23 protein-coding genes are annotated in these 22226 nt (G+C 64.5%); 12 read left to right on the top strand and 11 right to left on the bottom strand.

Going from position 1 to position 22226, the window contains the following annotated elements:
• Entirely contained in the window at window positions 1-633 is a 633-nt protein-coding gene (locus tag U0025_RS22665; RefSeq protein WP_004209916.1) for a MarC family protein, read from the bottom strand.
• A gap of 78 nt (window positions 634-711) precedes the next feature.
• Complete coding sequence (locus tag U0025_RS22660) at window positions 712-2172, bottom strand: arylsulfatase (RefSeq protein WP_004209915.1); 1461 nt, start codon at window positions 2170-2172, stop codon at window positions 712-714.
• Window positions 2173-2370: 198 nt separating this feature from the next.
• Between U0025_RS22660 and U0025_RS22655 the strand changes: the two genes are divergently transcribed.
• The 3 genes from U0025_RS22655 to U0025_RS22645 all read left to right on the top strand — a co-directional run bounded on the left by U0025_RS22655 (window position 2371) and on the right by U0025_RS22645 (window position 5662).
• Complete coding sequence (locus tag U0025_RS22655; protein ID WP_004209914.1) at window positions 2371-3588, top strand: MBL fold metallo-hydrolase; 1218 nt, start codon at window positions 2371-2373, stop codon at window positions 3586-3588.
• A gap of 54 nt (window positions 3589-3642) precedes the next feature.
• Window positions 3643-4896: a glycosyltransferase family 39 protein gene (locus tag U0025_RS22650; RefSeq protein ID WP_004209913.1), complete on the top strand. Its 1254-nt coding sequence runs from the start codon at window positions 3643-3645 to the stop codon at window positions 4894-4896.
• Between the two features lie 85 nt (window positions 4897-4981).
• Entirely contained in the window at window positions 4982-5662 is a 681-nt protein-coding gene (locus U0025_RS22645) for an HPP family protein (protein ID WP_004209912.1), read from the top strand.
• Window positions 5663-5687: 25 nt separating this feature from the next.
• Here the strand turns inward: U0025_RS22645 and U0025_RS22640 are convergent, their stop codons facing one another.
• The 3 genes from U0025_RS22640 to U0025_RS22630 all read right to left on the bottom strand — a co-directional run bounded on the left by U0025_RS22640 (window position 5688) and on the right by U0025_RS22630 (window position 7175).
• Window positions 5688-6194 (bottom strand): DUF3617 domain-containing protein, encoded by a 507-nt coding sequence (locus tag U0025_RS22640; protein ID WP_004209910.1) that lies wholly within the window; start codon window positions 6192-6194, stop codon window positions 5688-5690.
• Window positions 6195-6274: 80 nt separating this feature from the next.
• The gene (locus tag U0025_RS22635) at window positions 6275-6568 is read right to left on the bottom strand and encodes an HNH endonuclease (protein ID WP_037490853.1); all 294 of its coding nucleotides are present in this window, start codon (window positions 6566-6568) and stop codon (window positions 6275-6277) included.
• A gap of 40 nt (window positions 6569-6608) precedes the next feature.
• On the bottom strand, window positions 6609-7175 hold the full coding sequence (locus tag U0025_RS22630) for a DUF3617 domain-containing protein (protein ID WP_004209906.1): 567 nt from the start codon (window positions 7173-7175) through the stop codon (window positions 6609-6611).
• Window positions 7176-7383: 208 nt separating this feature from the next.
• Here U0025_RS22630 and U0025_RS22625 point away from each other — a divergent pair, with 208 nt between their 5' ends.
• The 5 genes from U0025_RS22625 to U0025_RS22605 all read left to right on the top strand — a co-directional run bounded on the left by U0025_RS22625 (window position 7384) and on the right by U0025_RS22605 (window position 11734).
• Entirely contained in the window at window positions 7384-8400 is a 1017-nt protein-coding gene (locus tag U0025_RS22625) for a LysM peptidoglycan-binding domain-containing protein (protein ID WP_004209904.1), read from the top strand.
• Window positions 8390-8815: a hypothetical protein gene (locus tag U0025_RS22620; protein WP_004209902.1), complete on the top strand. Its 426-nt coding sequence runs from the start codon at window positions 8390-8392 to the stop codon at window positions 8813-8815. Before U0025_RS22625 ends, U0025_RS22620 begins: the two co-directional genes overlap by 11 nt.
• A 50-nt stretch (window positions 8816-8865) precedes the next feature.
• Window positions 8866-11049: an excinuclease ABC subunit UvrB gene (uvrB, locus tag U0025_RS22615; protein WP_004209900.1), complete on the top strand. Its 2184-nt coding sequence runs from the start codon at window positions 8866-8868 to the stop codon at window positions 11047-11049.
• 108 nt (window positions 11050-11157) lie between these two features.
• Entirely contained in the window at window positions 11158-11439 is a 282-nt protein-coding gene (locus tag U0025_RS22610; protein ID WP_004209899.1) for a type II toxin-antitoxin system RelE/ParE family toxin, read from the top strand.
• Between the two features lie 13 nt (window positions 11440-11452).
• Entirely contained in the window at window positions 11453-11734 is a 282-nt protein-coding gene (locus tag U0025_RS22605; RefSeq protein WP_254792225.1) for a HigA family addiction module antitoxin, read from the top strand.
• A 7-nt stretch (window positions 11735-11741) separates the two neighbouring features.
• Here the strand turns inward: U0025_RS22605 and U0025_RS22600 are convergent, their stop codons facing one another.
• Both U0025_RS22600 and pip read right to left on the bottom strand, forming a co-directional pair.
• On the bottom strand, window positions 11742-12056 hold the full coding sequence (locus U0025_RS22600; RefSeq protein WP_037490849.1) for a hypothetical protein: 315 nt from the start codon (window positions 12054-12056) through the stop codon (window positions 11742-11744).
• A 23-nt stretch (window positions 12057-12079) separates the two neighbouring features.
• On the bottom strand, window positions 12080-13021 hold the full coding sequence (gene pip, locus U0025_RS22595) for a prolyl aminopeptidase (RefSeq protein WP_004209894.1): 942 nt from the start codon (window positions 13019-13021) through the stop codon (window positions 12080-12082).
• A 50-nt stretch (window positions 13022-13071) separates the two neighbouring features.
• Here pip and U0025_RS22590 point away from each other — a divergent pair, with 50 nt between their 5' ends.
• A complete protein-coding gene (locus U0025_RS22590) occupies window positions 13072-14208 on the top strand; it encodes a nucleoside hydrolase (RefSeq protein ID WP_004209893.1) in 1137 nt (378 codons plus the stop codon).
• Between the two features lie 3 nt (window positions 14209-14211).
• Here U0025_RS22590 and U0025_RS22585 read toward each other — a convergent pair whose 3' ends face one another.
• The 3 genes from U0025_RS22585 to U0025_RS22575 form a co-directional block, all read right to left on the bottom strand.
• On the bottom strand, window positions 14212-14610 hold the full coding sequence (locus U0025_RS22585; RefSeq protein ID WP_004209891.1) for a Rap1a/Tai family immunity protein: 399 nt from the start codon (window positions 14608-14610) through the stop codon (window positions 14212-14214).
• Window positions 14611-14626: 16 nt separating this feature from the next.
• Window positions 14627-15301 (bottom strand): hypothetical protein, encoded by a 675-nt coding sequence (locus tag U0025_RS22580; RefSeq protein WP_037490847.1) that lies wholly within the window; start codon window positions 15299-15301, stop codon window positions 14627-14629.
• A 117-nt stretch (window positions 15302-15418) separates the two neighbouring features.
• Entirely contained in the window at window positions 15419-15718 is a 300-nt protein-coding gene (locus tag U0025_RS22575; RefSeq protein WP_004209889.1) for a hypothetical protein, read from the bottom strand.
• A 222-nt stretch (window positions 15719-15940) separates the two neighbouring features.
• Here U0025_RS22575 and U0025_RS22570 point away from each other — a divergent pair, with 222 nt between their 5' ends.
• The gene (locus U0025_RS22570) at window positions 15941-16696 is read left to right on the top strand and encodes a class I SAM-dependent methyltransferase (protein WP_004209888.1); all 756 of its coding nucleotides are present in this window, start codon (window positions 15941-15943) and stop codon (window positions 16694-16696) included.
• Between the two features lie 28 nt (window positions 16697-16724).
• Complete coding sequence (locus U0025_RS22565; RefSeq protein WP_004209887.1) at window positions 16725-17432, top strand: 2OG-Fe(II) oxygenase; 708 nt, start codon at window positions 16725-16727, stop codon at window positions 17430-17432.
• A 35-nt stretch (window positions 17433-17467) separates the two neighbouring features.
• On the opposite strand, the gene U0025_RS22560 is transcribed toward U0025_RS22565, so the two are convergent.
• Window positions 17468-19072, bottom strand: coding sequence for a M20/M25/M40 family metallo-hydrolase (locus U0025_RS22560; RefSeq protein WP_004209886.1), 1605 nt, complete (start codon window positions 19070-19072; stop codon window positions 17468-17470).
• Window positions 19073-19296: 224 nt separating this feature from the next.
• On the opposite strand from U0025_RS22560, the gene U0025_RS22555 reads away from it, so the two are divergent.
• Window positions 19297-22191, top strand: coding sequence for a TonB-dependent receptor (locus U0025_RS22555; RefSeq protein WP_004209885.1), 2895 nt, complete (start codon window positions 19297-19299; stop codon window positions 22189-22191).
• Window positions 22192-22226 lie beyond the last annotated feature (35 nt).

Raw genomic sequence — 22226 nt, 5'->3', positions numbered from 1 at the left:
TCAAGGGACGACGGGAAGCGGTCCGGGCACGACGCCATATTGCTGCAGGCCCGACATGATGGCGTGGATCGCCAGCGCCGCCTGCAGCACCGCGATCATCCAGCCGAACGCCATCAACGTACCGGCATGGATGAAGCCCAGCAACTGGCGGGCAAAGATCATCGCCAGAAAATCCGCCACCATCATGCCCAGGAAGATCCCGAACACGCCGGTCAGGAAGGTCCGGGTATCGCCAGCCACGGCCGCGAACAGCAGCAGCGCCACGATACCATAGGGCGTGATGATGATCGGGAAGGTCACCGGCGACATGGCCAGCCCCTTGGCCGAGGTCGGCGGCGCATCGGGCGCGGGGGCATGCTGCGCATTCTTGACCGCCTCCAGCGCGCCGATCAGCAGCAGCACGCCGCCGGTCAGCAACAGGTCGGGCGATGCAATCTGCCAATTCTGGCGCAGATTGTCGCCGATGAACAGGATGAGGAAGCCGACGGCCGTAGCAATCAGGGTCGACCGGAGCGCCAGCGCGCGCCGCTCCCCATCGGGCAACTGGCTGGTCAACTGGGCAAAGGCGGCGATCACCTTGATCGGTCCCAATGTGACGAAGAAGATGACCAGGACGAAACTCAGATCATTCATGGCACGCACCCCTGCCCTGCCGAACCATCGGATGCCGCAGGTCGGGCCCCTGCGGCATCCGCTTCATGCCTGTCGCGATCAGCGCGCCTGCGAGGCCGATGCGTCCGCCACCATCGCGTCCAGATCGAAATCCAGGCTCTTGATGCGCGGCGGATATTCCTGAAGCGACTTCATGAACTTTGCGATCTGCGCGGTGGCCGGCGCCAGCGTCCAGGATCGGTTTTCCTGCCACTCGTCGAAGCCGCGCGCTTCATGGAAACGCTCGAACGGATCGAGCTTCAAATTGGTGATCAGCGGCGTGTTCAGATTTTCCTGAATGCCGTTGAACCATTTGTCCTGCGTCTTGAACAGGAACTTCCAGTCGCCATAGCGCAGGCCGTGCAGCGTGGTTTCCGTGAAATAGTAGAAATCCTTGCGCTTCGACTTGCCCTTGCCGCTGAGCAATTCGGTCTGGTCATAGCCGTCGAGATGGACCTTGTAGGTCATGCTGCCGATGGTCTTGCCCTTGAGCAGTTCATCCTTGAGCTCCGGCTCGCCCAGCGCGGACAGGATGGTGGGCATCCAGTCCTCCATCGCCATGAACTCGCCAGTGGCGACATTTTCCTGCACATGGCCGGGCCAGCTGACGACGCAGGGCACGCGGAAGCCGCCTTCATAGCCGCCGACGCCCTTTTCGCCGCGGAAGGGCTGGTTGCCGCCATCGGGCCATGAATTGGAGGCCGCGCCATTGTCGGTCGAGAACATGACGAACGTGTCGTCGGCCACGCCCAGTTCTTCGAGCAGGTCGAGCAGTTCGCCGACATGATCGTCCATCTGCTTCACGCCGTCGGCATAGAGACCATAGCCGGTGACGCCGTCATATTCGGGCGGCAGGTGGGTCTGGTAATGCATGCGCGTCGTGTTGTGCCAGACGAAGAAGGGCTTGTCGGCCTTCACCGCATCGGTGATGAAGCGCTTGGATTCGACCATGAATTCATTGACGAGCGTCTTCTGTCGCTCGGAACCGAAAGGCCCCTTGTCCTCGATCGACTGGCCCCCCTTGCCGTCGGCCTTGCTGTGGATCACGCCGCGCCAGGCGAAGGCCTTGGCCACTTCGGGATCCTTGGGATAATCATATTCTTCCGAATATTGGCCGGCATTGAGGTGATAGAGGATGCCGAAAAATTCGTCGAAGCCATGCGCGGTCGGCAGATGCTCGTCCCGGTCGCCCAGATGGTTCTTGCCGAACTGGCCGGTGGCATAGCCATGGGGCTTGAGCAGTTCTGCGATCGTGGGATCTTCCTTCTGCATGCCCTGCGGCGCGCCGGCGAGGCCGACGGTGCTGAGGCCGACGCGGATCGGATATTGGCCGGTGATGAAGGCGGCGCGGCCGGCGGTGCAGGAGGCCTGGGCATAATGATCCATGAAGATCATGCCCTTCTTGGCGATGCGATCGATATTGGGGGTCGAGCCGCCCATCATGCCGCGATGATAGCAGCTGAGATTCCACATCCCGACGTCATCGCCCCAGATGATGAGAATATTCGGCTTTTTGCTCATGCGATGCTCCTGCGAGTCAGACTGGGGAAGACGAACGGCGCAAGGCTAGGTCGGCGATGGGCCGGTTGGTATCAGGGTTATCCTTGATCCCGAGGCCGGGAATGGCGCACTCGCCAACATGGGTCAGGGTCAATAGGGAGGCCTTGCCCTGCCCCGCCGGTCCGCTATGGCGGCGCGATGACGGGCATGGGAGCAGGCATGGCGCGCGCGGTTGCAATGATGAAGGCTGTCGGGGTCGCGCTGCTGTTCCTGCTGATCGCCGCCTGCCTGGCGACGGTGATCGTGCCGCCCTTCCTCGACCGCATCTATTATGAGGGGCCGGCGAGCCGCCATTATGACGGCGCCCGCTTCTTCAACCCCGATGGCGCGATCGACATGCCCGCCCCGCCCGGCACCAGCCGGCAGGGCTTCATCGCCCGCTGGCTGCTGGGCAATGACGATCGCCCCGCATGGCCCGATGCGGTGGCGGTCAAGCCGGCGCGCCCCGCCCCCTTTGCCGCGCCGCGCGGCATGGTCGCCACCTGGGTCGGCCATGCGACCGTGCTGGTGCAGGCGGCGGGCATCAACATATTGACCGACCCGATCTGGTCCGACCATGCCAGCCCCTTTCCGCCGCTGGGGCCAAAACGGGTCGCGGAGCCGGGCATCAGGATGAAGGATCTGCCCAGGATCGACCTGATCGTCATCAGCCATAATCATTATGACCATCTGGATATCCCGACACTCAAGATGCTGTGGCAGCGCGACCGGCCCAGGATCGTCACGGCGCTGGGCAATGACGCGATATTGAAGGCGAACGGCATCCCGTCGGTGGCGCTCGACTGGGGTCAGTCGGTGACCGGCGCGCAGTTGAACGGACTTGTGCCCGAAGCGGTGATCCAGTGCGAGAATTACGAGCATTGCCCGGACTATCGGGTCCATGCGACGCGCAACCATCATTGGAGCAGCCGCTGGTTCACCGACCGCAACCGGGCGCTCTGGTCGAGCTTCCTGATCGAGACGCGGGCGGGCAATATCTATTTTGCCGGTGACACCGGCGCGGGCGACATGGGCTGGACCGGCGATGCAACGCGGTTCGGGCCGATCCGGCTGGCGCTGATCCCGATCGGCGCCTTTCGCTTCTGGCCGGGACAGATGGAATCGGACGCGCATATCGGCCCGCGCCGCGCGGTCGAACTGTTCGAGCGGCTGGGCGCTTCGACCGCGATCCCGATCCACTGGGGCACCTTCCGCCTCTCCTACGAGAAGCGCGACACGCCGCCGCGGATGCTGGAGCAATATCTGCGCTGCGCGGGGATAGAACGAAAGCGCTTCGCGCCGATGCGGATCGGCCAGTCGCTGCTGGTACCCAATGTCAGCCCGGTGCCGCGCGGCCCCAGACATTGCGACCAGCGGGCGATCGACGCGCTGCAATAGCATTAACCATTAGCGTCTAGGATGGGATCTCTACGGCCGGAATGAAGGAACTCCATGGCGACGTCCCTTGCCAAGAATAGGGCTTCCACCGGATTTTCCCTGCCCCCGATCGCGATCGCGATCATGGCGGCGCTGCTGATTATGGCGATCGCGCCGATCGGCTATGTCGGGCATGGGTGGGACGACCAGCATTATCTGGACGCGGCCCGCTGCGCGAGCCAGCACGGCTACTGCCTGCCGGGGGATCATTGGGCGCGCCGCTTCACCCTGGTCATTCCGGCGAGCGCGATGCTGGCGATGCTCGGCGAAAGCCGCATCATATTGGCGATCGTGCCGCTGGCCTATAGCCTGTGCGCCATCGCCCTGTTCACCGCCACGGTCGAACGACGTTTCGGACGCAGGGCCAGCCTGATCGGCGGGCTATGCTTTGCGATGATGCCGGTCTTTTCCGAGCGCATGCTCCATTTCGGCGTCGACATCATTGAACTCACCTTTCTGCTCGCGGCAGTCCATGGGCTGCAATGGGCGAGCGAACGCAATGGCGCAATCTGGTTCATCCTGTCGGGCACCGCCCTGTCCTTCGCGGTGATGACCCGGCCGACATCGCTGGCGATGGTGCCGGTCTTTTTCGCGGCGGCGTTGGCTATCGGGCGATGGCAGGGGCTGGGACGTCTGCTGAGCGGATTGGCTGGTCCACTGCTGGTCGAGACGCTGTTCTACTGGAGCGCGACCGGCGATCCCCTGCGGTCATGGCGGTTGTCGCTGGCGCATGGTGGCGTGCCGACCGGCGAACTGGCGCCGGGCGTCGACATTCATCGCAGTCCTCTGTTCAATGTCGATTTCATCGATCATTGGCGGCCAGCATCGGGGATCGAACTGCACTGGACGGTCGATGCGCTGCTGAACCTGATGGCCAATGGCGCTACCTTCATCCTGCCGGTGACACTGGTATTGCTGCTCCTGCAACGCCGGCATCTGGGCAGTGCGGCCGCCGGCGGGCGGCTGATCGGCTGGCTGATGCTGGCGGGCGCCTTTCATTTCGCAGTGCTGGTCTATGCGCTGGCGATCGATCCCAAGCCACGCATGTTCCTGCCGCTGGCGGCGATCGCCTGCGCCCTGTGCGGGGTGATGGGCTCACTGGCCTGGGCGCAGGGGCGACGCATGCTGGTCATTGGCCTGATCGGCCTGATTGCCATCCAGTCCGCCATGAGCGCGCGAAGCCGGGCGCGGGAATTCGCCGCCTTGAGCTGTGCCACCCTGTCCTGCGACATGGGATCTGCATCGACCGGCCTTGGCCCGCCACGATAAGGCGATCTTGTCCGCGCGGCAGAAAAACTGGGGTGGTCTTTTGCCTCCTGGCGGCGCAAGGGGCTGCGCCAAAGGAATATTCGCAATGAATCTTTTCAAGCCTCTGCTGGCCGGTGCCCGCCCGATCGACCGACTGGTCGCGGGCCTGGGCGCGGCGATCGGCATCAGCCTCACCATATTGGTGTGCAGCCAGTTGCCCCTGCATGCCGGCGACCTGCCGATCATCGTCGCGCCGCTGGGCGCGTCGGCCGTGCTGATCTTCGCCGTGCCGGCGAGCCCGCTGGCCCAGCCCTGGTCGGTGGTGGGCGGCAATATCCTGTCCAGCCTGATCGGCGTCGCCGCCTATCAGTTGATCCCCGACATGATGGTCGCGGCCGGCGTGGCGGTGGGCCTTGCGATAATATTGATGAGCCTGCTGCGCTGCCTGCATCCGCCCGGCGGCGCCGCCGCGCTGACCGCGGTGATCGGCAGCCAGGGCATTCATGATGCGGGCTATGCCTTCGCCTTTGCGCCGGTCGGGATCAATTCGATCGCTCTGGTGTCCCTCGGCCTGTTCTTCCACCGCCTGTCGGGCCACAGCTATCCGCACCAGCCGGTCGCGCCGCCGGTGATCGCCGACAAGATGCGCGCGGAGGCAGGATTCCACCTGGAGGATATCGACAGGGCGCTGGCCGAACTGCCCGACAATTTCGACATCAGCCGCGCAGACCTCGACCTGCTGCTGTCGCGGGCGGAAATCCATGCCCAGGCCCGCCGGGCGGACTGAGGCCCACCCGGATCGATCCCGCCGGTCAGGCCGGGCAGTCGCCGTCGCGCTTGCCGGACAGGTCGTGGGTGGTGCGCAGCACCGGCTTGCCGCCCTGCGTCTTGGTCATGGTGGTGCCGAAGGTCAGCGTATCCTCGGTAAAATTGCCCTCGACCACGATTTCGGAGGTGCCGGCGCCGGCCTTGCAGGCAAGGGTCGCGATCAACCGGCCCTTGCGCACCATCTTGTCCTTGTAACTGCAGTCGCTGCCTTCCGCCCCGGCTAGCGCATCGGCGTCGGGCACGCCGGCGGCATCGACCTTGATGCAGATCTTGTCCTCGCTCACCTGCTTGAGCGCGGCCTGATATTCCTCCGCCGTGACGGTGGGGGTGTTGTAGCCGGTGGTCTTGCGGCTGAGGGTCCATTGCCCGCTCTTCATCATCGCCGGCGCGGCCTCCTCCTCCTGCGCGGGCGGAGCGGCCGGTTCGCTGCCGCAGGCGGCAAGGGTCAGGCTGGTGGCCAGCAAGCCGCCCAGCGTCAGAATGTCACGCATATCCTCTCCCCGTTCGTTCCACGGCGGCACGCTCTACCGATGCGCGCGCGGGCGCAAGTAGAAATGTTGCGCGCGCGGATTCATCGCCGCCGGCGCCCGGCGGACAGGGTGGGCGCATGGAAATCGGCCGGCTTGTCGGCGATCCAGCCGAGGAAACGGGCGATGGCGGGATGGCTGCGCAAGGCCATGGCATCGGCATAGGTGCGGGCCAGTTCCGCGTTGGACAGGGTGGCATGGATGGTGCGGTGGCAGATCGGATGGACCGGCACCATCTGTCGCCCGCCCCAACTCTTGGGCACGGGATGATGCCATTCGATCCGCGCGCCGAGCGGGCGGACGCAGAGCCAGCAGCCTTGTCCCTCCCCCTGCGTCACCCGGCCAGGTCGACGCCGCAGCCCATGAACGCGACCGTTCTCATTGACCCTCCGCACAATCCGGCCCGATCCAGCGGCCCTCCGACCGTGCCTTCATCGCCATCTCCATGCCATTGGGCAAGCCGGTCTGGCGCATGTCCATCTGCACCGCATAGCTGTCGGGCGCATAGATGCCGGCCATCGTCATGCTGCTGGTGCCGCCATCGCGCTGGCAGGTGACATTGCCCTTCACCGTGCCGCCGCGCACGGCGAAGTCGCTGTAGCGGCAATCCTTGCCCGGATCGCCGGAAAAGGCGCGGCCGTCGGGATGGGCGGCCTGCTCGGGCGTGACGCAATAGCGCAGCGTGCGGTTCATCGCCTGCTGCATCTGCTGGCGCGCCGCCGCGGGCATCGCCTCCCCGCCGCTCATGTCGATCCGCTCCATCACGAAGCGCCCTTCCCACTGGCCGGGCTTGAGCTGCACCTTCTCGATCTGCGTGACGGCGGCGTCATGGCTCATCGCGTCGGTCGCGGCGATCTGTGTGTCCTGGCTGGCGGACGGCTTGTTGCATCCGGCCAGCACCGCGAGCGCGCAGGCCAGCAGGCCGTTGGTCAAGGCTTTGGTCATCACCGGCTTCCCCTGGCATATCTTGGCAGAAGCGACCCTTTATCTGGCCCAGACTTAGCAAGCGGCGGCGGGTCTGGATATCGGGATTATTGCGATCCGGGGCGGCCGGGCGTGGTAAGGTGGCGAGGTGCGCCCTTATATAGCTTGTTCTTGATTTGTTCCCGATATCATGGTAGACGATCCGGTCATCAATGGGGGAGGCGTGTCGATGACCGAGAGGGAGTCTATTCGATCCAATCGCGAAACCGCATTCAGTCTTTATCTCCGCACCGGTCGTCGTATCGGGCCGGACGCGATCGAGGTGAAATTCAATCCCTGGCATGACGAGGAAAACGGTCGCTTCACCTTCCGTGGACAGGGCCGCTATTTCGGCGCCACGGGTGGCAACGCAAATGCGCCTCCGTCCCGTCCCGGTGGCACCGGCGTCGCACGGTCGTCGTCACCGTTGGCGACAAGACGAAATGGTGCTCCCGATCGCGATCGCTTTCGCGCCGATCACCCCGCCAATCATTCGCTCTACATGGTCAAACAGGGCGACACGCTCAGCCGTATCGCCGCCCAGCGCCAGGGGCTGACGGCTGCGGACCTCGCGTGGCTGAACAACATGCCGCTCGATCAACCCTTGCAGATCGGACAACGGCTGAAGCTGCCACATCAGACCTATCTGGATGCGGGGCGGGCAGCCAAGAACAAGGTCGTCGCCCTTGCCCATTATATGGATACGCATGGCGGGGACTTGCCGCCCGATCCAGCTGATCCACCGTCGCTGGAAAGCCAGCTACTGAACTCGAACTGGCAGCGGGAAGTGAGAAATGGCTATGCGTTCGATATCGACGTCATCGCTCGCCCAAGAGAAATTATTGCCGAACTTACGGATGGACCGATCGCCAAACGCTCCCGCCAAGCGCAAGCTCAGGCAGGTCAGCCGGATCGTCGCCCCGGTGACGATGGCGGTCATTTCATTGCTGCCCGTTTCAACGGTCCCGGCGACAGCTTCAACCATTTCGCCCAGGATCGGAATTTCAATCGAGGCGCCTACCGCGCTATGGAAGATAGATGGACGCAGGCACTGCGCGGCGGAAAGAAGGTCGTTGTTCATATCGTTCCCGTTTATGAGGGAGCGTCAAAACGGCCTTATCGAATCCATGTCACTTGGCGCATCAACGGCGTCGAAGAATTCCGGGATTTCTCGAACGAAAGAAAAGGCCGGCGTCATGAGCGATAAACTCGATACCCTGGGACCGCTCATGAACGAGATCGGTCAAGAATTGGCCAGCTTGGTCGGAGGCGATCCAGATGGCGTGTTTCTGTATGTGGAAATCGGAGACGGGTGGGTAAGCCCCAGCGTTTTCAAGGATGAAGGCGACGTCGTTCGTTATTATAATCCGCGCGACACAAATCTCAGCGATATGCTTTGGGAAGCCTGGTATCTGGAACCCGACGGCCCCAACATGCGCTGGTCGGTGTTGGAATATATGATCACTGGGAAGAAATTTCATGTCAGCTTCCGATATCCTGAAGAGGTGGATGTCGAAGTTATCGATAGCGAGCGCCGCGAAGCCGCGTTGCGGGTGCGGTTCGGCGACAAGCCGGTCGTCTATCCGCCGCCGCCCAAGAGCGCGTTCGAATTACAGCCCTGACTTGCCAGGGCGCGGATTGCGCCCTTGCCCAAAGGCCCCATATTACGCCCATGTCGATCCAGATCCGCACCAGCCTTGACGAACCCGAAACCGGCCAGGACTTCGTGCCGCACCGGCCCGCGCGCCCGGAGAAAAGCGAGGGTGGACGCCCCTTCACCCTGGTCAGCGACTATGAACCGTCGGGCGACCAGCCGACCGCGATCGCCGAACTGGTGGCGGCGGCACAAGAGGGCGAGAAGGACCAGGTGCTGCTGGGCGTCACCGGTTCGGGCAAGACCTTCACCATGGCCAAGACGATCGAGGCGTTGCAGCGGCCAGCGCTGATCCTGGCGCCCAACAAGATATTGGCGGCGCAGCTCTATGGCGAGTTCAAGAGCTTCTTCCCCGACAATGCGGTCGAATATTTCGTCAGCTATTACGACTATTATCAGCCCGAAGCCTATGTTGCGCGGTCGGACACCTATATCGAGAAGGAAAGCTCGGTAAACGAAAGCATCGACCGGATGCGCCATTCGGCCACCCGCGCGCTGCTGGAGCGGGACGATGTCATCATCGTCGCGTCCGTCTCCTGCCTCTATGGCATCGGGTCGGTCGAAACCTATTCGGCCATGACCTTCTCCATGAAGAAGGGCGGGATCGAGGACCAGCGCGAGATCATCCGCAAGCTGGTGGCGCTGCAGTATAAGCGCAACGATGCGGGCTTTGCGCGCGGCAATTTCCGCGTGAAGGGCGACAATCTGGAAATCTTCCCGTCCCACTATGAGGATACGGCCTGGCGGATCAGCTTCTTCGGCGACGAGATCGAGGAGATTGTCGAGTTCGATCCGCTGTCCGGCAGGAAGGTCGCCAGCCTCGATTATGTGAAGGTCTTTCCCAACAGCCACCATGTGACCCCCGGCCCGACCTTGAAGCAGGCGATGGAGGCGATCCGCTTCGAGCTGACCGAGCGGCTGAAGGAACTGGAGGCCGAAGGCAAGCTGCTGGAGGCGCAGCGGCTGGAGCAGCGCACCAATTTCGACCTGGAGATGATCGCGGCGACAGGGAGTTGTGCGGGGATCGAGAATTACAGCCGCTTCCTGACCGGCCGTTTGCCCGGCGAGCCGCCGCCGACGCTGTTTGAATATCTGCCCGAAAATGCTGTGCTGTTCGTGGATGAAAGCCACCAGACCGTGCCGCAGATCGGCGCGATGGCGCGGGGCGACCACCGGCGCAAGATCACGCTGGCCGAATATGGCTTCCGCCTGCCGAGCTGCATCGACAACCGGCCGCTGCGCTTCAATGAATGGGACGCGATGCGGCCGCAGACGGTCAGCGTCTCGGCGACGCCCGGCCCGTGGGAGATGGAGCAGACCGGCGGCGTGTTCAGCGAGCAAGTGATCCGCCCCACCGGCCTCATCGACCCGCCGGTCGAGATCAAGCCGGTCGAGGACCAAGTCGACGATCTGATCAACGAATGCCGCAAGGTCGCGGCGCAGGGATACCGCACGCTCGTCACCACGCTGACCAAGCGGATGGCCGAGGATCTGACCGAATTCATGCATGAGGCGGGGATCAAGGTCCGCTACATGCATAGCGACGTCGAGACGCTGGAGCGTATCGAGCTGATCCGTGATCTTCGCCTGGGCGTCTATGACGTGCTGATCGGCATCAACCTGCTGCGCGAGGGGCTCGACATTCCCGAATGCGGGCTGGTGGCGATCCTCGATGCGGACAAGGAAGGCTTTTTGCGCAGCGAGACATCGCTGATCCAGACGATCGGCCGCGCCGCCCGCAATGTCGACGGCCGCGTCATCCTCTATGCCGACCGGGTGACGGGCAGCATGGAACGCGCGCTCAACGAGACCTCCCGCCGCCGCGAAAAGCAGCAGGCCTATAATGATGCGCATGGCATCACGCCCTTCACCGTGAAGAAAAATATCGGCGACATCATCGCCCATGTCGCGAGCAAGGATCAGGTCACGATCGAGACGGGGCTGGAGGATCGCCCGCATCTCGTCGGCCATAATCTGCGCGCCTATATCGAGGATCTGGAAAAGAAGATGCGCGCGGCGGCGGCGGACCTGGAGTTCGAGGAAGCCGGCCGCATCCGCGACGAGATCCGCAAGCTGGAGGCGGAGGAACTGGGCCTGCCGGCGGACCAGCAGGTGACGGCGCCACGCGGCCGCGCGACCGAGGGCAAGCCGGGCACACGGAAAGGACGGTTCGGGAAGACGACGCGGAAGTTCGGGCGGTAAAGGAAAACCCCCAAGAGGACGGGCGCCCTGAGGGCTGTAGTAAACGTCGATTCAAATCTGATGCAGGTTGCGCCAGATTAGATTGTCGTCCTGTGGGGATATACCGCCATGATCCGCTCCTTCGCCGATCCCGAGACCGAAAAAATCTGGCTTGGCCAACGGAGCCGACGCCTGCCTCCGGACATTCAACAGACGGCCCGGCGCAAGCTGCGGCAGATTCATCGGACACTCAATCTCTATGACCTGCGGGTTCCGACGGGAAATCGGTTCGAGCAGTTGAAAGGCTTTACCCCTTCACGATATAGTCTGCGGATCAACGACCAGTGGCGCATTACCTTCAACTGGTCAGACGGAGGCGCGGAAAATGTCCGAATCGAGGACTATCATTGAGGACGAGGACCGGTTGGACAATGTTCATCCCGGCGCGATCCTGCGCGAAGATTTCCTGATCGGCAGCGATATTCCGACGAGTGAAGTGGTCGATGGCGCTGGCATTGCAGTGCAGCGGCTGGAAGCGATCCTGGCAGAAAAGGCGCCGATCGATGCCAATATCGACCTGCGTCTGGCGCGGTATTTCGGCGTGAGCGAGGGCTTCTTCCTTGGCCTCCAGATCGATTTCGATCTGGAGGAAGAGCGCCGTGTTCATGGTAGCGAACTGGCACGGATCAGTCGCCGCGCAGCCTAAACAATATTCAATGCGTCCGGCTGGTCACCTTGGCGGTGCCGTCGGGCAGGATTTCGATCAGATGCGCGGTCTGGTTGTCGCACTGGGCCTTCCAGCCCTTGACGCCCGGCCGGATTTCGGCGCGTTCCGAGCCGGTGACCGAGGGGCAGGCGACGCCCGATGCTTTGATCGCCTTTTCCAGCACGCCGTTGCGCAGGTCGGGGTCGAGCTTGGCGACTTCAGCCGCTGCGCCGGTTTCGGGCATGTTCCGGTTCTCGACCGCCGTCACCTCATCGCCGCCGCCACAGGAGGCGAGAAACAGCGCCGTCGCCAGCAACATCATAGTCCGCACGTCTTTTCCTTCCATCATGCCGCAAATCCGTCGGTCGCGCGGATCAGCGCGTCCAATATGCCCGGTTCGTTGAACGCATGACCGGCGCCTTCGATCATTTCGAAGCGCGCCTGCGGCCAGGCGCGGTGCAGCGCCCAGGCGGTTTCGGCCGGGCAGGCCATGTCATAGCGGCCCTGGACGATGACGCCCGGGATGCCGGCCAGCTTCCCTGCCTCGCGGATCAACTGGCCATCTTCCAGCCAGCCGCGATGGACGAAATAATGATTTTCGATCCGGGCGAAGGCGAGTGCGAAATCATCGCCCTCATGGGTGGCGGACAGCGCGTCGTCGGGCAGCAGGCGGATGGTCTCGCCTTCCCAGACGCTCCAGGCCTTGGCGGCGGCGACCTGCGCGGCGCAATCGTCACCGGTCAGGATGCGGCGATAGGCGCCGACCATGTCGACGCGCTCACCTTCCGGAATCGGCGCCACGAAGCGTTCCCACTTGTCGGGATAGATGCGGCTGGCGCCCTGTTGATAATACCAGTCGATCTCTGACTGGCGGATGGTGAAGATGCCGCGCAGCACCAGTTCGGTGACGCGCGCGACATGCGCCTGCGCATAAGCCAGCGCCAGCGTCGATCCCCAGCTGCCGCCAAAGACCAGCCACTGGTCGACGCCCATCATCTCGCGCAAGCGCTCGATATCGGCGACCAGATGCCAGGTGGTGTTGGCTTCGAGGTTGGCGTGCGGGGTCGATCGGCCGCAGCCGCGCTGGTCGAACAGCAGCACGTCATAGCGGGCGGGATCGAACAGGCGGCGATGATCGGGCGATATGCCGCCGCCCGGCCCGCCATGCAGGAAGACAGCGGGCTTGGCGCCGGGCGTGCCGGACCGTTCCCAATAGAGGCTGTGGCCATCGCCTACGTCAAGATGACCAGTGGCGTAGGGTTCGATCGGCGGATAGAGGCTGCGCATGACACCGTCCTAACAGGCGGCGGGACGAAGCGAAATGGGGGTTTGACGCAATGCGGACGATGAAGATCATGCTGGGCGCGCTGGCGCTGATGCTGGGCGTGCAGGGCGCGAATGCCAAGCCCGCCGCGCCGGCAAGCCCCAAGCGGCTGGTGATCGTCGACGACGACATGATCGGCCTCAACGGCGTGCCGCTGCTGTTGCTGCAAAGCCCGGATGTCGAGGTGCTGGGCATCACCACCACCAGCGGATCGGTGTGGCGCGACACGGCGACCGCCTATGCGCTGCGGACGTTGGAGATATTGGGCCGGACCGACGTGCCGGTGGTGCCGGGCGCGACCTTCCCGCTGCTCAACAGCGCCGAGGCGACCAAGCGCTGGGAAGGCCAATATGGCCGGCTGGTGTTCAAGGGGCCATGGACCGATTACTGGCCGGGCGACACGATTCAGGAGCATCCCGGATCGACCGATCCGACCAAGGTGCCCGACCTGCCGATCGGCAACCCCAGGACGAAGCCCAGCGCCGAGATTGCCGCCGCCTTCCTGGTGCGGATGGTGAAGGCGCATCCGGGCGAGATCACCCTGTTCGCGACCGGGCCGATGACCAATATCGCGATCGCTCAGAGCCTGGACCCCAGCTTTGCCGCCAATGTGAAGGAAATCCTCTATATGGGCGGCAGCCTGGCCCCGCATCAGGTGCTGGAAGGGCCGTCGGCCGAGCAGTTTGCCCGCGAATTCGTCAATTCGCCGCGCCGCGAGTTCAACATCCGCTGGGATCCCGAGGCGGCGAAGATCTTTGCCCATGCGCCGTGGAAGAAGATCACGATGAACCCGGTCGATCCGTCCACCGGCACGCAATGGACCCGCGCCTTCCTCGACGAGTTGAAGCCCGCTCACACGCCGCTGACCGATCTGTTCCAGACCGGGCTGGAGCCGGGCTATCCGATGTGGGACGAGATCGTCGCCATGGCCTGGCTCAATCCGGAGATCGTGACGAAGGACGAGACTTTGTGGGTCGATTTCGAGACCAGCCAGACGGCGGCCTATGGTGACACCCTGTCCTGGACGGAAGCCTATCGCCCGCATCTGGGCGAGCAGGCGCAGCGCGTGATCCTGTCGGTCGACCGGGCGAAGATGGAGGCGGCGATGGCGCGCCTCTATATGCGCCCCGTCGGCAAGGCCGCGCAATAAGCGCTAATTCCGTTTCTTCTTCGTGCCGGGCCTGGCCTTTGCCTTCGGGCAGGGCCAGGCTTGCCGCGTGGCGGTGAAGACCAGGGCGGAGGCGGACTGGGCGCGCTTGTCCGGATTGGCGCGCAGATAGTCGACGGTGGCGCCCTTCAACTGGTTGAGCGTCACATCGGCGGGGATGCAGCTTTTAAGGCCATTCACCTCGCGCGTGGTGTTGAACGCATCGACCGCGCCGGCGACATAGCCGACGCATTCATAGCTTTTCTCGAAAAAAGCCTTGTCGGTGCGATCGACGGTGCAGCTTTCCAGCAGCGCCTCGCCCGAATAAAAGCCGGCTTGCGCGCTGCCCGGCGACAACCCCGCCGCCGCAACCAGTATCAGGCCGCTTGCCCTCCCGATCATCATACGCGTGCCTCCCGCCTTATGAGGATGCGTCCGCCTTCCGATAAGACTGGACATGCAGGGGAGGAAAAACCGCTTCGAGCGACTTTGTGTCCGGCAGCACATAGACATAGCCGCCCTTTTTCAGAAATTGCGGGCGCAGGCCGCGATTATAGAAGGCGATCGGCACGTTGATGCAGCCAAAAGTGATGCGATTATCGTCGATCGTCGGCGACAGCATGCGCTCGCGCCGCTTTTCCTTGGGATTCCCCTTGGGGATGGTGTGCATCGCGACCGAGGTCGCATAATCGACCCACAGCACGCGTTGCTTGCCCGCCGCGAGGCCGAATTTGGCGAGGAAGCGGCCGGCCGGCGTGGTCTTTTCCGCCGGGCCGATCTCCGCCAGGCTCTTCTTGCCAACACCGGGCGTGGCATCGTCTCCGGGCGCGATGCCGATCAGCACCGGCGCATCGGCAAGCGCCTTCCCCCTGGCATCGAACAGGAAGACATGGGCCGCCTGCTTGTCGACGATGGCATAAGGCAGGCCATGATTGTCGCCGGTCGCGGCGATCCAGTCGATGACCCGGCGCGCATCCGGCGATCGCGGCGTTTCAGGCGCGGGCTTCTCGGACGCGGCCGCTTCTGGCGCGGCCGCCAGCGCGGGCGAGGCACCGAACAGCGCCAGCATCGCCAGCGCCCTTGGGAATTTGTGCATCGGGGATAATATCCGGCAATGGGGCCGGCGCCCCCAACAAGCGGGGGGCGCCGGCACGGGATCGGGACCAGCCCGACCGGATCGGTAGCTTGATCGGCTACGTGATCAGTTGCGCGATCAGTTTCTGGCGCGCTTGGTCTTGGCTTCGCGCATCTGCTGCTCGACACCATCGACGCGGGCGTTCAACTGATCGAGGCGCTGACCGTTATTCTGGGCCTGACCGGCGGCCGACTGGGCCTGGGCCAGAGCCTGCTGTGCCGTGCCGTCGGTGGTCTGCAGCTTGGCGTCGAGCGCATCGACGCGCTGGTTCACGGTCGCCACCTGTTCGCGCACGAAGGATTTCGTGGCACAGCCACCCAGCCCCAGCGAGCCCACCAACACCATGGCAATGGGGGCTAATTTCATCGGGTGCGACATCATTTTCTCCTTATCATCTGCCCCCGCGCCGTCCCAAGCCGAGCCCGTTAACCATGACAATATGATTGGGCCTGAACGTGCATGTGGAGAGCCGAGTGGACGCGGCAGGCCTGCCCCGCCCTTCGACCAACGACCGGAATCGATCGACCGGCATCGGCGCGGATCGTTGAACGGATGCGCGATCGGGAGCATGCTGGCCCGCCTTCCATGAGGGGAAAATCCATGCGCCTGATGCTTGCCCTGGCCCTGAGCGGCCTTGCCCTGTCCATGCCGATCATCACCCTTGCCAAGACGGATCTTGCCGCCGCCGTGGCCGACCCCAAGCGGCCCGCCGACGCGCGCGCGCTGGACGAAAGCCGCAAGCCGGCCGAGACGCTGGCGTTCCTGGGCCTCAAGCCCGGCATGAAGGCGGCCGACATCATGACCGGATCGGGCTATTGGGCGGAGATCATGGCCGATGCGGTCGGCCCCAAGGGCAAGGTGACCGGGTTCGAGCCCAGCCAATTCTACGCCAGCGAGGAAGAGAAGCCCAAATGGGCGGCACTGGTCGCGCGCCGGCCGGAAGTGGACTGGGTGCGCTATCCGTTCGAGGCCTTCGCGGCGGCGCCCGACAGTTTCGACTTCAGCATCATCAATCTGAGCTACCATGATCTCTACTGGCAGTCGGACAAGTTCGGCATTCCGCGCACCGACCCCGATGCCTTCGTGAAGACGCTCTATGCCGCGACCAGGCCGGGCGGGATCGTCGGCATCATCGACCATGTCGGCCCGGCCGGCGACACCCGCGCAGTCGTGGACAAGCTCCACCGGATCGACCCGGCGGTGGTGAAGGCCGACTTCCTGCGCGCCGGATTCGTGCTGGAGGCGCGAAGCCCGCTGCTCGCCAACCCCGCCGACGATCACAGCAAGCTGGTGTTCGATCCCGCCATTCGCGGCAAGACCGACCGTTTCCTCTACCGTTTCCGCAAGCCGAAATGATCCGCCGGATTTGAACGCAAGGCGCGGGATGACGCCGTGCCCCGCTCCGCCCATGTTGCGCGCCATGGACCTCACTGACCTTGACCTTCATGGCGCCGCGCGCCTGCCTGCCCTGCTTTCCCCGGACCAGTGCGACGCGATCGTCGCGCTATGGGACCAGCCCCATGCCTTCCGCAAGGAGGTGGTGATGGCGCGCCATGGCTATGGCCGGGGGCGCTATCGCTATTTCAACTACCCGCTGCCCGAGCCGGTCGCCACGCTGCGCGAGGCACTTTATCCGCCGCTGATAGAGGTCGCCAATCGCTGGGCGGCGATGCTGGGGAGCGATGCGCTCTATCCCGCGCGCCACGCAGATTTCCTCAACCAGTGCGCGCTCGGTGGTCAGGACAAGGCGACGCCCTTGCTACTGCGCTATGAGGCGGGCGACTGGAATGCGCTGCATCAGGATGTCTATGGCGCGACCATCTTCCCGTTGCAGGCCGCGATATTGCTGTCGGAGCCGGAGGCGGACTTCACCGGCGGCGCCTTCATCCTGACCGAACAGCGCCCGCGCATGCAGTCGCGCGCCGAAATGGTGCCGCTGCGCAAGGGCGATGCCGTGGTCTTCCCGGTGCGCGAGCGGCCGGTGACGGGCACGCGCGGCGTCCACCGTGTGCAGATGCGCCATGGCGTCAGCCGGCTCCTGTCCGGCATGCGCCATACGCTGGGCATCATCTTCCACGACGCCCAGAGCTAGGCGGAGCGGCGACGCCGCCGCCCCGCCCGTTACGTTCAGTCCAGCGCCGGATCCTCATATTTGAACGGATCGCTGACCGCCGGCTGGGTCGGCAGCGGCATGCGCGGCAGGGTCTTGTCGCTGTTCGCGGCCTGCAGCAGCATGCCGGCGAGGACGACGGCACCCTGGCGCATATCCTCTGCCTTCAGATGATCGAAGGTGTCGATGCCACTGTGGTGGACACGGCTTTCATAGTCGAGCGGATCCTGGATGAACTGATAGCCCGGCACGCCGATCGTCTGCATATATTCATGGTCGGTGCCGCCGGTCGGCTGCGACACGACATTGCCGGCGCCCATGCTGGCAAAGGGGCTGAGCCATTCGCGCAGCAGCGAGACGGCCGCGACGTTGCGCTCGGCATAGAGGCCGCGCAGCTTGCCCGAGCCATTGTCGATGTTGAAATAGGCCTTGAGGTCCGCATAGCCGGGCTTGGGCGTGATCGGGAAACGGGTCTTGTAGCGGAAATACATTTCCTCCCGCCCCTCTTCCTCCTTCGGCCCCGGTGCGCGGGTGGCGAGATATTCGTCGACATAGGCCATCGAGCCGAACAGCCCCTGTTCCTCGCCCGACCATAGCGCGAAGCGGATCGTGCGCTTGGGCTTGATGCCGAGCGACTTGAGGATGCGCGCAGCCTCCATGATCATGGCGCTGCCCGCGCCATTGTCCGCCGCGCCGTCGCCTGCGACCCAGCTGTCGAGATGCGCGCCGGCCATGACATAGCCGGCTTTGGGATCGCTGCCGGGAATATCGGCCAGGATGTTGTAGGCGTTGACGTCGCTGTCGTCGAAACGGACGTCGCTGTTGATTTCCAGCACCGGCGCCGGGCCGGTCTTGGCGAGGCGGGCGAGACGGCGATAATCCTCCGCCGCGATCTCGACGCCGGGCAGCGCGGGCGTGTCGCTGACGCCGAAATCATAGCCCTCGCCATGCAGCAGCTTGCCGTCGCGATAGGATTGCCGCGCCCAGCCGACCGCCCCCTCGGCCTTCAGGAAGGCCTCCAGCTTGCGGGTGAAGCTGAGCCGCTTCATCAGCCGCTCCAGCGACGCGGGATCATTTTTCGGCTGCTCGAACTTGTCGAGCTTCTCGATATCCTCGCCCTTCAGCCGTTGGAAGGCGGCCTCGTTCGGCTCGTCGCCGGTGCCGGGCAGCGACACCAGCACGATCTTGCCGGCGAGCTTGCCGCGCCAGGCGTCGAAATCGCGCTCCTTCTTCATCGGCGCGACGATGATCGGCGCACTCAGCACGCCATTGGTCGGCGGCGTCCAGGCGATCGGGATAGCGGTGAGCTGGATCGGGCGTGGGCTGATCATCTTCACCGAGGAGCCGGCAATCCACCAGCCGCGACCGAAGCGGAAGCCCTGCTTGCGGACATTGGACAGGCCCCATTGGCGAAACTGGTCGGCCGTCCAGGCCTCCGCCTGCCGCATCTGCGGCGAGTTGGTCATGCGCCCGCCAATATCGTCGGTCAGATGCTGGGCGATCTGCATCACCTGGCTGTGGTTCAGCCCTTCGTCGATGACGCGGTTGAGATCGTCGGCCTGCTGCGCGGCGACCGGTGCGGCCAGGCACAGCAAGGGCAGCAGGATGATGGAATGGCGCATATAATCCCCCTTCGTCCGGCCGTAAGGCGCGGCCGCGAAAGCCCGTCTATGCCCGACTGACGCGGGATCGCAAGTGAGGCCGATCACGCTCCGAACACGCATTTGTTGCACCATGTGACGCGCCGTTACACTTTGCGACAAAACTGTCTTTGCCTTGCCAGATTTTTGCGACAAGTGCGGCCTAAACGAGATCCTGTCAGGGTCCAGATTAGGGGTAAATTTCCGTGCGCCAGACGACGTCGCTGCTGCTGTTTTCACTGATGCTGGGCGCGGCGCCCGGCGCGCTGATGGCGCAGGAGGCCGAGCAGAAAGGGCCGCCGGCCCAGATGGACGAGGGCGACGAGATTGTCGTGACCGGCGCGGTCCAGCGCGGCGCGGTGCCCGGCGACATCAAGCCCGAACAGCAATTGTCGCCCGCCGATGTCCGGGCGCTGGGCGTCACGTCGATTTCCGAAATCATCACGGAATTGTCGCCACAGACCAATGGCACGCCGGTCATCCTGCTGAACGGCAAGCGCATTTCCAGCTTCTCGGAAATTTCCGACCTGCCGTCCGAAGCGGTGTCGCGGGTCGACATCCTGCCCGAGGAAGTGGCCCTGTCCTATGGCTATGCGCCGACGCAGAAGGTGGTGAACATCGTCCTGCGCCAGCGTTTCCGCGCGACCACGGTCGACCTGCGTGGCGGCACCACCACCGATGGCGGACGCGAAAATGGCCAGGGGGAAGTGGGCGTGCTGCGCATCCGGGGCGACAATCGGCTGACGCTGAACGTCAAATATAGCCGGGCCGACAATCTGCTGGAGAGCGAGCGCGGCATCAATGCCGCAGCGCCCAGCATGCCCTATTCGTTGGCCGGCAATATCACCGCGATCGAGCGGGGGGCGGAGATCGACCCGGCCCTGTCGGCCGCCGCCGGCCAGACCGTGACGGTCGCCAGCGTGCCCGGCAGTGCCGCCAACGGCGCCCCCGGCCTCAATGATTTCGTTGCCGGCGCGAACCAGACCAGCGTCAGCAATCTCAGCAAATATCGCACGCTCAGCCCCGCGACCGAGAATTTCTCGGCCAACGCGACCCTGGCGCGCGCGCTGGGCGGCGTATCGGCGACGATCAACGGCCGGCTGGAACTGTCCGACAATGATTCGCTGCAGGGCCTGTCGGCCGCAGCCCTCACCCTGCCCGGCGGCAATCCCTTCTCCGCCTTTGGCGACGATGTCCGCCTCTATCGCTATCTGGAGCAGGCCGGCGCGCTGGGGCAGAAGATCCGCGGCACCACCGGGCACATCGGCGTCACGCTGAACGGTCGGCTGGGCGGCACCTGGCAATGGTCCTTCACCGGCAATGGCGACATTTCCGACACCCGCACCCGCACCGATCGCGGCGTCGACACGGGCGGCATCCAGGCCGCGCTCGATGCCGGATCGGCCAGCGTCAATCCCTATGGCGCCTTCACCGCCGACCTGCTGCAATCGCGCCTGACCGACCGCGCCCGGTCGCAATCGCGCGCGATCGGCGGCGACCTGCTGGTCAGCGGATCGCTGCTGACCCTGCCGGCCGGCAATGTCATGACGTCGGTGCGGGTCGGTGGATCGGCCAATGGCTTTGAAAGCAATTCGGTGCGGTCAGGCGTGGAACGCGGCCTCGACTATAATCGCGAGATTACGAGCGGACAGGTCAGTTTCGACATACCGCTGACCAGCCGGTCAAAGGGGTTCCTGGGCGCGATCGGCGATGTCGGCGTCAACATGAACGCCGGGGCGCAGCATCTGTCGGATTTCGGCACGCTGTCGACGCTGGGCTATGGCCTGCGCTGGCGGCCGGTGCCGGCGGTGCAGTTGCTGGTGTCGGCCAATCAGGACAAGTCGGCGCCGACCGGCACGCAGATCAACGATCCGGTGATTTCGACGCCCAACGTGTCGGTGTTCGACTATGCCACCGGCCAGACCGTGTTCGTCACGCAATTTTCCGGCGGCAACCCGGACCTGCGATCCAGCACGCGCGACCAGTTCCGCATCAACGCCCGGATCAAGCCGTTCGAGAAACCGAACCTGACGCTGACGGCAACCTATCTCAACAGCCGGACCAGCAACCCCATTTCCGCCTTCCCGACGCCGACGCCGGCGATCGAGAATGCCTTCCCGCAGCGTTTCATGCGCGACGAGGATGGTCAGTTGCTGAGCATCGACGGGCGGCCGATCAACTATCTGCGCTCGCAAAGCGAGCAGCTGCGCTGGGGCTTCGACCTGTCCATCTCATTGAAGTCGCACATCCAGAAGGTGATCGAGGCGTGGCGCGCGGCTGGCGCCAAGCCCGAGGATCGGCCCAAGGAATTGCAGGACATGCGCGCCGCCTTCGGCAATCGTGGCCCGCGCGACGGCGCGGAGGGCAATCGCGAGGGTGGTCCACCGCGCGGCGAGGGCAATGACGGCGCGCCCCGCGGCGACGGCGACAACAACCAGCGCGGCAATGATGGCCCCGGTGGCCAGAATGGCGGCCAAGGTGGCGGCGACAATGCGCAGGGCGGCGACAATGCGCAGGGCGGTGGCGATGGTCCGCGCGGGCCCGGCGGTCCGGGTGGTCCGGGCGGCGGCTTTGGCGGTCCGGGCGGTTTCCGTGGCCCCGGCGCCGGCCAGGCCGGCGGGCGGCTGACCTTCAGCCTCTATCATACCTGGCACCTGACCGAGAGCATCCTGATCGCGCCGGGCGTGCCCGAACTCAACCTGCTCGACGGCGATGCGGTCGGCTCGTCGGGCGGGCAGCCCCGCCACGAACTGAAGGCGCGGGTCGGCTATGTGAACAATGGCATTGGCGGCCGGCTGGGCGTCGACTGGGAAAGCGGCACCCATGTCGATGGCGCCTTAGGCGGCAGTTCGCGGCTGGACTTTGCCAGCCTGGCGACCGCCAATCTGCGGCTGTTCGCCAATTTCGGCCAGATGCCCAGCCTGGTGAAGGCCCATCCCTTCCTGCGCGGCGCGCGCGTGTCGATCGGCATCGACAATATCTTCAACACCCGCCGCGACGTCACCGACGCGACCGGAGCAACCCCGGTCCGCTATCAGCCGGGCTATCTCGACCCGCTCGGCCGGACCGTGTCGGTCAGCTTCCGCAAGCTGTTCTTCTGAAAGGTCGGCCGGCCGGGCGATGTCCGGCCGGTCGC

This window comes from Sphingobium yanoikuyae (assembly GCF_034424525.1).
Taxonomy (GTDB): Bacteria; Pseudomonadota; Alphaproteobacteria; order Sphingomonadales; family Sphingomonadaceae; genus Sphingobium; species Sphingobium yanoikuyae.
This window is presented reverse-complemented; position numbering and strand designations above follow the sequence as displayed.